The organism is Rhodanobacter sp. 7MK24, from assembly GCF_014842995.1.
In the GTDB taxonomy this organism is placed as follows: Bacteria; Pseudomonadota; Gammaproteobacteria; order Xanthomonadales; family Rhodanobacteraceae; genus Rhodanobacter_A.
In genome coordinates this window covers 811,626-823,587 of the sequence record NZ_JACYXL010000001.1, presented here as the reverse complement: position 1 = coordinate 823,587, position 11,962 = coordinate 811,626, and the positions used below count along the sequence as shown (strand labels likewise).

The window sequence follows — 11,962 nt, the reverse complement described above, 5'->3', positions numbered from 1 at the left end:
CGATAGCGGGGCGACACCCATCCGATGCCCAGCATCCAGCCGGACACCTCATGAGCCCATCGCGCACCCGCCAAATAGCCCGTTGTTGCACCTTCCTGATGCTCGCCCTGGTTGCCGGCATCAACCAGGCCGCCGACTGGAGCGACGTGGCCATCGACTGGAGCGGCGGCGAGCGTTTCCGCGAGCCGTACAACAGCAGCGAGATCCACAAGAACATCCTTTCGCTGACCTGGGTCAGCGGCTATCGCTACGGCACCCAGTTCTTCGATCTCGACGTGCTCAAGTCCGACCACAGCGACCCGGCCTCGCCCGGAAGCCGCAACGGTGCGGTGGAGACCTACGCCACTTACCGCTACACGCTGGATCTGGGCAAGGTGGCCGACCGCGACCTCGGTTTCGGCCCGGTGCGCGGGCTGGGCCTCACCGGCGGCTTCGACTGGAACATGAAGCACGATGTCGACTACAACTCGCGCAAGCGCATGCTGGTGCTGGGCCCCAGTCTGCTGTGGAACGTGCCCGGCCACTTCAACACCGCCGTGCTGATGGCGTGGGAGAGCAACGCGCCGCACGGCCCGTATCCGCCCATTTCCGAAGTGCAGGGTCGCTATTACTACAAGGCCCATCCGATGCTGGCGATGGACTGGGGCATACCGCTGGGCGCGCACTGGTCGTTCGAGGGTTACGCCAACTACATCGCCGCCAAGGGCATCAACGAGATCGGCCAAGCCACCGGTCCGGAAACCGATGTCGACATGCGCATCTTGCTGGATGCGGGTGAGTTATTGGGCGCCCGCAAACATCGCTTTCTCGCCGGCGTGGAATACCAGTACTGGCGCAACAAGTTCGGCAATACCCGCATCGGCACCGACGGGCAAGGCTACGTCGCCAATACGCCGATGCTGCGGATGGAATACCACTTCTAGCGCCAGCGCTGCGCCGCGCACGCCCTTACACCGGCAGCTCCGTCGTCCGCTTCACCGTGCGCAACGCCAGCGTGGACTGCACGCGCACCACGCCGGGCAGTTGGGTAAGGATGTCGGTATGGATGCGCTCGAAGTCGGCGGAGTCGGCATAGGCCACGCGCACCATGTAATCCGCCGCACCCGCGAGCAGGCAGCATTCGGTGACTTCCGGATGGCGCTGGATCGCCGCCTCGAATGCGTCGAGCGCGGTGCGCCCCTGCTGGTCCAGCGTGACCAGCACGAAGGCCGTGCCCGGCAGGCCCACCGCCTTCTCGTCCAGCAGCATCACGTAGCGTGAAATCAGCCCGCGCTCCTCCAGCAGCTTCACCCGGCGCAGGCAGGCCGAAGGCGAAAGATTGATCTGCTGGGCCAATTCCAGATTGGTCAGGCGACCGTCCTGCTGCAGCAGTTTGAGGATGGCGCGGTCACGTTCGTCGAGGGCGGGATCAGGATGCAGCATGAAATTTCAATCCATGGGGATTTTTCACGTGACAAATTCTACATGATGGCCGGAGCACCACCGAAATTGGCGAGTAATTGCGCAACACAGTCGTCATACTGCCGCCCCATCGGCAGGCAACACGCCGATCCGCCTTTCACTCCAAATCAGAGAGTCATCGCCATGCGCATCGGTGTGCCGAAAGAAATCAAGAACCACGAATACCGCGTGGGCCTCATCCCTTCGTCCGTGCAGGAACTGGTGCACAACGGCCATCAGGTGACGGTGGAAACCGGCGCGGGCCTCGGTGCGGGCATCAGCGATGCCGACTATGTCGCCGCCGGCGCCACCATCGCGAGCGGCCCCGACTCGATCTTTGCCGAGGCCGACATGATCGTGAAGGTGAAGGAGCCGCTGGCTGTCGAGCGCAAGAAGCTCCGCAAGGGCCAGATCCTGTTCACCTATCTGCACCTCGCCCCGGACCTGGAACAGACCAAGGACCTGATCGACTCCGGCGCCATCTGCGTCGCCTATGAAACGGTGACCGCGCCGAACGGCACGCTGCCGCTGCTGACGCCGATGTCCGAAGTGGCCGGCCGCCTTGCTCCGCAGGTGGGCGCGCATTCGCTGGAGAAGGCCCAGGGCGGCCGCGGCGTGCTGCTGGGCGGCGTGCCCGGCGTGCCGGCGGCGGAAGTGGTGATCCTGGGCGGCGGCGTCTCCGGCACCCACGCGGCGACCATCGCCGTGGGCATGGGCGCCAAGGTCACCGTGGTCGACCGCTCGGCCGACGCACTGAAGCGCCTCGCCGCGCAGTTCGGCACCGCGATCTCCACCGTGTTCTCCACCCGCGCCGCGATCGAGGAACTGGTGCGCCGCGCCGACCTCTTGATCGGCACCGTGCTGATCCCGGGCGCCGCCGCGCCGAAACTGGTCACCCGCGACATGCTGAAGACCATGAAGCCGGGCTCGGTGATCGTGGACGTCGCCATCGACCAGGGCGGTTGCGTCGAGACCTCGCACGCTACCACCCACGCCGAGCCGACCTACGTGGTGGACGGCGTGGTGCACTACTGCGTGGCCAACATGCCGGGCGCCGTGGCGCGCACCTCCACCTTCGCACTCAACAACGTCACCCTGCCCTTCGCGCTCTCGCTGGCCAACAACGGCTGGAAGAAAGCGCTGGCGCAGGACGCGCACCTGCGCAACGGCCTCAACGTGTGCGAAGGCAAGCTGACCTGCGAGCCGGTGGCCGAAGCGCATGGCCTGCCGTACGTGAAAGCAGAGACGGCGATCGGGATGTAAACAGTCCGTCGTTCCAGCGAGAAACCTTTCGACAACCGAAGACGGTCAAGCTGGAACCCGGATTCCGGGAATTGCATGGAAGGACTCGCCAGATCCCGGCTTGCGCCGGAATGGCGACACAAACCCAAGGATCGAAGAAAAGGCCAGGCGCGCGCCTGGCCTTTTCGTTGGCACCGCTCCAACGCGGGCTCAATCATCCACCGTCCACGGCTGCGGCCAATTGCGGCGGGTAACGATCCCCCTGCACCTTGATGTGCGCGAGCGCTTCGTCGATGCGCTGCAGCGCATCGGGTGCCAGTTGGATCGCGGCGGCGGCTATGTTTTCCTGCAGCCGCTGCGATTTGGTGGTGCCGGGGATCGGCACGATCCACGGCTTCTGCGCCAGCAGCCAGGCCAGCGCCACCTGGGCAGGCGTGGCAGCCAGCCCTGCGGCCACGGCGCCCAGCAGATCCACCAGCGCCTGGTTGGCCTGGCGCGCCTCGGGAGAAAAGCGCGGCAGGCCGGCCCGGAAATCCTCCTTGGCGATGGGCGCGTTGGCGTCGATGGTTCCAGTGAGGAAGCCCCGGCCCAGCGGACTGAACGGCACGAAGCCGATGCCCAGTTCCTCGCACAATGGCAGCAAGGCATGCTCCGGCTCGCGCCACCACAGCGAATATTCGCTTTGCAACGCCGCCACCGGCTGTACCGCATGCGCACGGCGGATCGACGCCACACCCGCCTCGGACAATCCGAAATGCCCGACCTTGCCGGCCGCGATCAGCTCCTTGACCGTACCGGCCACATCCTCCATCGGCACCTGCGGGTCGACACGGTGCTGATAGAGCAGGTCGATCCGCTCTGTCCGCAAGCGCTTCAGCGCGGCGTCGGTCACGGCGCGGATGTTTTCCGGGCGACTGTCCAGAGCGGGCGCGATGCCGTTCCTGAAACCGAACTTGGTGGCGATCACCACCTTGTCCCGCAGTGGCGCCAGGGCCTCGCCGAGCAATTCCTCGTTGGCGAACGGACCATAGGCTTCGGCGGTGTCGAAGAAATTCACACCCGCCTCCACCGCGTAGCGCAGCAGGCGGATGGCCGACGCGCGTTCCATCGGCGCGCCATAGGCAAAGCTCATGCCCATGCAGCCGAGGCCGAGGGCGGAAACGGTGAGGCCGCTGTGGCCAAGCGTGCGCATCTGCATGGGGGAACTTCCGCGTGGAAAGGGTGAGGCGACGAAGTCTGCCGTTACGCGTTTGATTTGATTAGCCCGTGCTGTGCGAATGCTTTCATGAATTCTTCTCATCAATGCGGAACAATCGGCGGATGACGCGCACAAACTACAACGATCTGCTGGCCTTCCTCGCCGTGGCGCGAGAACGCAACTTCACCCGTGCGGCGGCACAACTGGGCGTGTCGCAATCGGCACTCAGCCACACCTTGCGCGCGCTGGAGGCGCGGCTCGGATTGCGGCTGCTGACGCGCACCACGCGCAGCGTGATGCCGACCGAGGCCGGCGAACGGCTGTTCCGGCAACTGTCGCCGAACTACGCCGACATCGATGCCTCCATCGCCGCCCTCGGCGACTTGCGCGACCGGGCCGCCGGCACCGTGCGCATCACGGCCAACGAGCACTCGGCCAGCACCATCCTATGGCCGGCCTTGCGCACGTTGCTGCCGCGCTATCCGGACATCCACGTCGAAGTCGTCACCGATTCGGCGCTCACCGACATCGTCGCCGAGCGCTTTGACGCCGGCATCCGGCTCGGCGAACAGGTGGCCAAGGGCATGATCGCCGTGCCCATCGGGCCGCCGATGCGGATGGCGGTGGTCGGAGCACCGTCCTATCTGGGCGAACGCCCCGCCGTGCGCACGCCGCGGGACCTGACCAGCCACGACTGCATCAATCTGCGCTTCCTCACCCTGGGCAACTTGTATGCATGGGAGTTCGAGCGCGACGGTCATGCATTGAACGTGCGCGTGGAAGGCCGGCTCACTTTCAACAACCCGCGCCAGGTGCGCGAGGCGGCACTGGATGGCTTCGGCCTGGCCTGCCTGCCGGAGGACGTGGTGCGCGCCGATATCAAGGCGCGCCGGCTGCGCCGCCTCCTGTCGGACTGGTGCCCGCCGTTTCCGGGTTATCACCTGTATTACCCCAGTCGGCGCCAGCACCCACGTGCCTTTGCGCTGCTGGTCGAGGCGCTGCGCCGGCGCTGATCGGGCTACGCCGGCGCGCGCGACCCGTCAAGCCGTTTCATCCTCCGCCGCCACGAAACCGCCCGTCTGCCGCTTCCACAGTCGCGCATACAAGCCGTCGCGCGCGACCAGTTCGGCATGCGTTCCGGTTTCCACGATGTGGCCCTTGTCCAGTACCACGAGGCGATCCATGCGAGCGATGGTGGAAAGGCGGTGCGCGATGGCGATCACCGTCTTGCCTTGCATCAGCAGATCCAGGCTCTCCTGGATCGCCGCCTCGGCCTCGGAATCCAGCGCGCTGGTGGCTTCGTCCAGCACCAGGATGGGTGCGTCCTTGAGCAGCACACGGGCGATCGCGATGCGCTGGCGCTGGCCGCCGGAAAGCTTCACGCCGCGCTCGCCCACCAGCGCCTCGTAGCCGGTGCGGCCCTCGCCGTCGACCAGGGTGGGGATGAACTCGTCGGCGCGCGCCTTGCGCACGGCCTCGGCGATCTGCGCCTCGCTGGCGTCGGGCCGACCGTACAGGATGTTGTCGCGGATCGAACGATGCAGCAGCGAGGTGTCCTGGGTCACCACGCCGATCTGCGAGCGCAGGCTTTCCTGGGTCACCTGCGCTACGTCCTGGCCGTCGATGGTGATGCGGCCGTCCTCCAGGTCGTAGAGGCGCAGCAGCACGTTCACCATCGTGGACTTGCCCGCGCCGCTCGGCCCGACCAGGCCGATCTTCTCGCCCGCACGCACGGCCAGCTCCAGCCCCGCGATCACGCCGCCCTTCTTGCCATAGTGGAAATGGATGTCGTGGAAGTGCACGGCGCCATTGGTCACTTCCAGCGGCATCGCACCTTCGCGGTCCTGCACCGCACGCGGCTGGGCGATGGTGGTGATGCCGTCCTGCACCGTGCCCACGTTTTCGAAGATGCCGTTGACCACCCACATGATCCAGCCGGACATGTTGTTGATGCGGATCACCAGGCCGGTCGAAAGCGCGATCGCGCCCACCGTGACATGGCCTTCGTTCCACAGCCACAACGCCAGCCCCGTCGTGCCGGCGATGAGGAAACCGTTGAGCGTGGTGATGCTGGCATCCATCGCCGTGGTCACGCGGGTCATCCGGCGCAGCTTGTCGGTCTGCTCGCCCATCGCCTCGGCCACGTAGGCCTCCTCGCGACGCGTGTGCGCGAACAGCTTGAGCGTGAGCACGTTGCTGTAGCCGTCCACGATGCGCCCCATCATTTTCGAACGCGCCTCCGACGCCTTCCACGAGCGCTGCTTGATGCGCGGTATGAAGATCCACAGCAGGCCGATGTAGGCGAACACCCAGACCACCAGCGGCACGGCCAGCCACACGTCGGCATGGGCAAACAGCGCGACGGCGCTGCCGGTGTAGATCACCACGTACCAGATCGCATCGACGATCTGCACCGCCGATTCGCGCAGCGCGCTGCCGGTCTGCATGATGCGGTTGGCGATGCGCCCGGCGTAGTCGTTCTGGAAGAAGCCCAGGCTCTGGCGGATCACGTAGCGATGGTTCTGCCAGCGGATGCGGTTGGTGAGGCTGGGCACGATGGCCTGGTTCACCAACAGGTCGTGCAGGCTGTTGAATACCGGCCGCGCGACCAGCGCCACCAGCGCCATGCCCAGCAACTCGCGCCCGTGCCGGTGGAAGAAATCCGCCGCGGGCACACCTTTGGCCAGGTCCACGATGCGTCCGATGAAGCCGAACAACGACACCTCGACCACGGCCACGCAGAAGCCGACCACGATGGCCGCCACGAACACCGGCCACACCTGGCGCAGATAGAACGCGTAGAAACGCCACACCGGCTGCGGCGGCATGCCGTCGACCGGTTCCTTGAAAGCGTCGATCAGGGATTCGAACCAGCGGAAGATCATGGCGGCCGCACGAGATGCAGGGAGACACCTAGCGTGGGTGCACACCCGCTTGCGCACAAGAGGCAGGACGCACATGGGCTGAACGCCAGCTCTGCTTTGATACGCGCCTCGGTTGACCCTCTGCGACGCGGCCGGGATCATGCCGGAATGCTTACCATGATCCGTCGCCTGCCCGTGCTCCCGGTCCTCCTGCTGGCCTTGGCCTTCGTCGCCACGCCCACGTGGGCACGTGCCGATGCGAATGCCGGCGCCGCCGCCACGCCGGCGCAGACTCTGCAGCAGTTGAGCAACCAGCTCAACGCGGTGAAGGCTGCGTTGTCGAATACGCCGCAGGACAAGCTCGACAACGCCACGCTGAATGACCTCCGCGCACGCGCCATGCAGGTGCAGAGCGGTGCGCAGCAAGTCGTCGATGGCCTCGCGCCGCAGATGGCCACATTGCAGGCGCAACTCACCGTGCTCGGCCCAGCCCCGGCCAAGGGCGCTTCGTCGGAGGCACCCGAGGTAGCCGCCCAGCGCCGACAACTGGACAAGGCGCAGACCAACCTCAATGCACAGATCGTGCAGGCGAAGTCGTTGGGCCTCGATGCCCTGCAGCTGATGGAGCAGATCAGCGGCCTGCTCAGCGACCAGTTCCAGGCGCGCTTGGCTGAACGCACCGACACGCCGCTGGGCCACGCGTTCTGGGTCGACCAGGTGCGTTCGCTGCCGAACGACATGCCGCGTCTCCAGCGCTTCGCCGCAAGCTGGGCCCAGGGCTTGAACGACGCCTGGCAGCCGCCGAACCGCACGCCGCTGCTGCTGTGCGTGGCCGCCGCCGTGCTGCTCCTCGCTGGTGGCCGGCGGGGACTGCAACACTTGTGGCAATTCATCGCAACGCGCTGGTTGCCGGATGGTCATCTGCGCCGCAGCGCAATGGCGGCGGTGATGGCGCTGTCCACCACGCTGGTGATCGGGCTGGCCGCGAAGCTGGTGCACCTGGGCATCAACTGGAACGACACGCTTGACACCGACCTCGACCAGCTGGCGACGTCGACGATGCGCGTCGTGATCATCTCCTCGCTGATGGCCGGGCTGGGCAGTGCGCTGCTCTCCGCGAAACGTGCGTCGTGGCGTCTGCCGCCACTGTCGGACATCACGGCGCAACGGCTGCGCAGCCATCCGTGGCTGCTGGGCGGCGTGGCACTGCTGACCGGCCTCACCGAGCACATCGTGCGCAGCATCGGCTCCAGCCTCCCGGCCACGGTGCTGCTGCACGCGCTGCTGGCGCTGCTGATCAGCGGACTGGTCGGCTCAGCGCTGCTGCGCCTGCGCCATGCGCGGCACGAAGCCGACGAAGCGAAGGCCGGCAGGGTGCGCCGGCCACTGTGGGTCGGTGCATTGGGCTTTGCCGCCGCCCTCGGCGTCGTGGTGTGCTGGTTGTCGGTATGCACGGGCTTCATCGCACTCGGCTTCTTCGTGGCGATACAGATGCTGTGGACTGGCCTGGTGGTGGCCAGCCTCTACCTGCTGCTGCAGCTGGTGCGCGACCTGTTCGAGACCCTACTGTCGCCGCAGAGCCGCAGCAGCCAGCATCTGCAGGCCAGTTTCGACATCTCCTCCGAAACGCTGCAACAAGCCTCTACCGTACTCACCGGGGTCACCCGCGTGCTGCTGACGCTGGTTGCGCTGGCGATGGTTCTGGCGCGATTCGACGCCGGCCCGGCGGAGTTGGCGCAACGCACGTCGCAGTTGTTCAGCGGGCTCAAACTGGGCCAATTGCCCATCAGCCCCGGCACCATCATGGGCGCCATCTCCGTGTTCGTACTTGGCCTGGTGGCGTTGCGCGCACTGAAGAACTGGCTGCGGGACCAGTTGCTGCCCACCACGTCGATGGACGCGGGCATGCGCAATTCGGTGGTCACCCTGCTCGGTTACCTGGGCGGTGTGTTCGTGTTCGCGCTGGCGCTGGCCGCGGCGAACGTGAGCCTGCAGAGCATCGCCTGGATCGCCAGCGCGTTGTCGGTAGGCATCGGCTTCGGCCTGCAGCAGATCGTGTCCAACTTCATCTCCGGTCTGATCCTGCTGGTGGAGCGGCCGGTGAAGGTGGGCGACTGGGTCAGCCTGTCCAGCGACGTAGAGGGCGACATCCGCCGCATCAACGTGCGCGCCACCGAGATCCAGCTGGGAGATCGCTCTACCGTGATCGTGCCGAACTCACAACTGATCACCCAGAACGTGCGCAACGTGACCCACGGCAGCGCGCAGGGCCGCGTGCGCATCATGCTGCCGATGCCGCTGGACACCGACGCCGATCGCGCCCGCCAACTGATGATGGAGGTTCTAAAGGCGCATACCTCCACGCTGGAGAATCCGCCTCCGGTGGTGCGGCTGGACAACATCAACGCCAGCTCGATGACCTTCAGCATCACCTCCTACGTGCGCAGCCCACGCGATGTGGCGGCGGTGAAGAGCGACATGCTGTTCGAGATCCTTGCCCGCCTGCGCACCGAGAACCTGCCGCTGTCCACGCCGACGAGCATGGTGGTGCGCAATCTGGGGCCGCTGGGGGAGGACAGTCCGGCGGCGCCATCGTCGGGGTAGCGCTTCACTTGCTTGTCATCCCGGCGAAGGCCGGGGTCCAGTTCAAATACCGCGTCCGAAGGACACAAGATCTTTTTGAGTGCTTCGCACAGCAAGTGAAACCGGATCCCGGCCTTCGCCGGGATGACGAGCCGAAAAGCCTGCGAACTCGCCACGCGGACAAAACGAAGGCCGGCTTGCGCCGGCCTTCGTTTTGTCCGGTGATGCAGCGCCAGGATTACGGCGTGCAGGCCTTGCCGTGCTCGGCATGGTTACCCTTGGCCTTGGCGTCGGCCTCGCTCATGTACTCGCCATGCTTGGTCTTGCCGTACCACTTGTCGCCCTGGCAGTGGTAGACCTTGCTGCTGTCGTTGACCCATACCATACCCGGGCCACCGCCCGGAGCCGCCGCCGCGGCCGGAGCAGCAGCAGACGCCTTCTTCGCCGGGGTCGCAGGCGCCGCCGCAGCAGCAGGCGCGGCAGCGGCCATCTTCGACGACGAAGCAGCGCTGGCGGCGTACCACGTCTTCACCCCCTTGTGGCCCTTGCAGGCACCGCTCTTGGTGGCGGTGCTGGTGTAGCTGCCGTCCTTGCACTGGCCGGTGGAACCGGCAGGCGCGGCAGCGGCGGGAGTTGCGGGGGTTGCGGGCGCAGCCGGCGTTGCAGACTGTGCGAACACAGCCGGCACGGCCAGCACGCAGCCGAACGCCATGGCGAACACGGTGGATGCTTTCATCTTCAAACTCCCTCTTGCGCGATGGTTGCTCGGTGGCGGCCGGCCCTGCCCTCGCCTCAGTGTGCCGTGCCGCTCGCCCCTTGCACGCAACGCTCCGCATGGCGAAGTCGCTTGCATGCATCGTGGCGCCCGGACGCGGGAAACTCCGCGTCGGTGGCGCCACTATGCCGCAAAACCATGTCGATACAACGCGAAGCGCGCGACGCATTCATCATCCGTGTTGCGCCTCGGGCTTCAATGCGGAATGCGGCCGCGCCACCTCGTACATCTGCCAGCTGATGTCCTTCAGCAGGCCCTGGCGATCGTCGCCGATGCGGTAGAGGTCGAAATGGGTGCGATCCGGGATGAAACGGATGTCGGACTTCGCATGCAGGCCATCCAGTACCGCCTTGAGCTTGTGTGCGGCACCGTCCAGGTAGAACGTATCGGCCGTACCGACATAGAGGTGGATCTTGCCGTCGAGGTCGGGCGCAAGTTCTTGCCAATGGCGGGAGAGGCGATAGGCAATGTCGTAATGGTCGTGCCAGTAATCCACCACGGCCGGATCGACGTCGCCGGTGTCGCGGTCGAACATCGGCTCGGGCCGGCCGTCCTTGCCCTTGGGCGAGAACACCCACTCGAACGAGGCCATCTGGCCGCCGTACGGACCCATCACGCGCTCAAGCTGGGCGAACTGCTGGTAGGTGGCCAGCACCTTGCCGTGGTCGCGCACCAGCGGATAGGGCGTGCCGTCGGCCTTGCGGTAGACGTTGGCATGCTCTGCGTAGAGATTCACGCCGGTGAAGTCGTGGAAGTCGCTGGGATCGGGCGAGGTGGACCAGGTGCCGCCGAAGATCTTCGGATAGCGCGTCTGCAACCACAGCGTGGCCCAGCCGCCGGAGGAATGGCCCTGCAGGAAACGTCCGCTGGACTTCGCGTCCATGCGGTAGGTCTTCTCCAGCTGCGGGATCAGCTCGGTGGTGAGCGCCACGCCCCATGGGCCGTTGTTCACCGAGTCGGCGAACTCGGAGGTGCCGGTGGGACTGGACTGGTCGAGGAATACCCAGATCATCGGCGGCATCTGCTTTTCTGCCGTGGCGCCGTAGACCATCGCGGCGCTGCCGGCCAGCGTGTCCGCGTCGCCGCCGTAGCCATGCGTGTAGTACACCGTGGGATAGGTCGCCTTGGCCTTCGGGTCGTAGCCCGGCGGCAGCATCACCCAGCCGCGCATGTGGATGGGCCGGCCCCAGAACGCGCTCAGCGCGGGGCTGACGAAGTCGATGGCCTGCGTGTGCTGGCGCGCCTCGTCGAAATGCTTGAGCGAAGTCTCGCTCATGTAGCGCTTCGGGATGTCCCACGCCTTGCGCTCCGGCAATGTATCCGTCAGCGTCAGGTCGGGCATGGTGGCCGCCGGCAGATGCAGCTTCACCACCTTGCTCGCCAGATCGCCGCCGTCGCGGCCGTGGTAGTTGTAGTCGTGGTGCACGTCGAGCACGGCCTGCACGTAGTAATCGCCCGCCGGCAGCCGCGACCAGGCTTGCGGGAAGGCGATTTCATCGGCATCGACATCCACCGCCTGGCCCGGCGCCAGCCGGCTCATCTCGCGTGCCGCCACCGCCGTCTGGGTGGGGAAGAACGGACTGGTGTCCACCTCCTCCACCTTGCCGTCGCCGCCATGCTCCTTCGCCGCCGCCTCGGCATCCTTCGCGGCGATGGCAAACAGCAGCAACCGGCCCGACACCGGCTGCGTTTCGGCGCTGCCCAGTTGCACATGAAAGAAGCTGTGCGCCGGCACGGTCGGCGCCGCGTCGCGCGCCTGCACGGCGACGGAAAGCAGCAGGCCGCAGCCGAGCAGCGCGGCAGTGAGATGACGATGACGCATGGTGATCCCCTTTGGTCTGGCAACGTGGGTGAAGCGAT

9 protein-coding genes are annotated in these 11,962 nt (G+C 66.2%); 4 read left to right on the top strand and 5 right to left on the bottom strand.

All coding sequences use genetic code 11. The annotated features are described in order from the left end of the window. Positions 1–50: 50 nt before the first annotated feature. The gene (locus IHE49_RS03790; RefSeq protein WP_225578125.1) at positions 51–923 is read left to right on the top strand and encodes a hypothetical protein; all 873 of its coding nucleotides are present in this window, start codon (positions 51–53) and stop codon (positions 921–923) included. Between the two features lie 25 nt (positions 924–948). Here the strand turns inward: IHE49_RS03790 and IHE49_RS03785 are convergent, their stop codons facing one another. Further along, positions 949–1,422: an Lrp/AsnC family transcriptional regulator gene (locus IHE49_RS03785; RefSeq protein ID WP_192155020.1), complete on the bottom strand. Its 474-nt coding sequence runs from the start codon at positions 1,420–1,422 to the stop codon at positions 949–951. A 162-nt stretch (positions 1,423–1,584) separates the two neighbouring features. Here IHE49_RS03785 and ald point away from each other — a divergent pair, with 162 nt between their 5' ends. Then, positions 1,585–2,703, top strand: a complete 1,119-nt coding sequence (ald, locus tag IHE49_RS03780) for an alanine dehydrogenase (RefSeq protein WP_192155019.1) — start codon at positions 1,585–1,587, stop codon at positions 2,701–2,703. 193 nt (positions 2,704–2,896) lie between these two features. On the opposite strand, the gene IHE49_RS03775 is transcribed toward ald, so the two are convergent. Continuing rightward, the gene (locus tag IHE49_RS03775; RefSeq protein ID WP_192155018.1) at positions 2,897–3,880 is read right to left on the bottom strand and encodes an aldo/keto reductase; all 984 of its coding nucleotides are present in this window, start codon (positions 3,878–3,880) and stop codon (positions 2,897–2,899) included. Positions 3,881–4,002: 122 nt separating this feature from the next. On the opposite strand from IHE49_RS03775, the gene IHE49_RS03770 reads away from it, so the two are divergent. Beyond that, positions 4,003–4,893 (top strand): LysR family transcriptional regulator, encoded by an 891-nt coding sequence (locus IHE49_RS03770; protein WP_192155017.1) that lies wholly within the window; start codon positions 4,003–4,005, stop codon positions 4,891–4,893. Positions 4,894–4,920: 27 nt separating this feature from the next. Here IHE49_RS03770 and IHE49_RS03765 read toward each other — a convergent pair whose 3' ends face one another. Beyond that, positions 4,921–6,762, bottom strand: coding sequence for an ABC transporter ATP-binding protein (locus IHE49_RS03765; RefSeq protein WP_192155448.1), 1,842 nt, complete (start codon positions 6,760–6,762; stop codon positions 4,921–4,923). Between the two features lie 159 nt (positions 6,763–6,921). Between IHE49_RS03765 and IHE49_RS03760 the strand changes: the two genes are divergently transcribed. Then, positions 6,922–9,348 carry a DUF3772 domain-containing protein gene (locus IHE49_RS03760; RefSeq protein ID WP_225578123.1) on the top strand — a complete coding sequence of 809 codons (2,427 nt, stop codon included), beginning with the start codon at positions 6,922–6,924 and terminating at the stop codon, positions 9,346–9,348. A 217-nt stretch (positions 9,349–9,565) separates the two neighbouring features. Here IHE49_RS03760 and IHE49_RS03755 read toward each other — a convergent pair whose 3' ends face one another. Further along, complete coding sequence (locus IHE49_RS03755) at positions 9,566–10,063, bottom strand: DUF3761 domain-containing protein (RefSeq protein ID WP_192155015.1); 498 nt, start codon at positions 10,061–10,063, stop codon at positions 9,566–9,568. A gap of 211 nt (positions 10,064–10,274) precedes the next feature. Then, positions 10,275–11,924 (bottom strand): alpha/beta hydrolase-fold protein, encoded by a 1,650-nt coding sequence (locus tag IHE49_RS03750; RefSeq protein ID WP_192155014.1) that lies wholly within the window; start codon positions 11,922–11,924, stop codon positions 10,275–10,277. Between the last annotated feature and the right edge of the window lie 38 nt (positions 11,925–11,962).

Excerpts from the sequence above, each read along its gene's own strand:
- IHE49_RS03790 (WP_225578125.1), top strand. The coding sequence starts at position 51 with ATGAGCCCATCGCGCACCCGCCAAATAGCCCGTTGTTGCACCTTCCTG.
- IHE49_RS03785 (WP_192155020.1), bottom strand. The coding sequence starts at position 1,422 with ATGCTGCATCCTGATCCCGCCCTCGACGAACGTGACCGCGCCATCCTC.
- ald (WP_192155019.1), top strand. The coding sequence starts at position 1,585 with ATGCGCATCGGTGTGCCGAAAGAAATCAAGAACCACGAATACCGCGTG.
- IHE49_RS03775 (WP_192155018.1), bottom strand. The coding sequence starts at position 3,880 with ATGCAGATGCGCACGCTTGGCCACAGCGGCCTCACCGTTTCCGCCCTC.
- IHE49_RS03770 (WP_192155017.1), top strand. The coding sequence starts at position 4,003 with ATGACGCGCACAAACTACAACGATCTGCTGGCCTTCCTCGCCGTGGCG.
- IHE49_RS03760 (WP_225578123.1), top strand. The coding sequence starts at position 6,922 with ATGATCCGTCGCCTGCCCGTGCTCCCGGTCCTCCTGCTGGCCTTGGCC.
- IHE49_RS03755 (WP_192155015.1), bottom strand. The coding sequence starts at position 10,063 with ATGAAAGCATCCACCGTGTTCGCCATGGCGTTCGGCTGCGTGCTGGCC.
- IHE49_RS03750 (WP_192155014.1), bottom strand. The coding sequence starts at position 11,924 with ATGCGTCATCGTCATCTCACTGCCGCGCTGCTCGGCTGCGGCCTGCTG.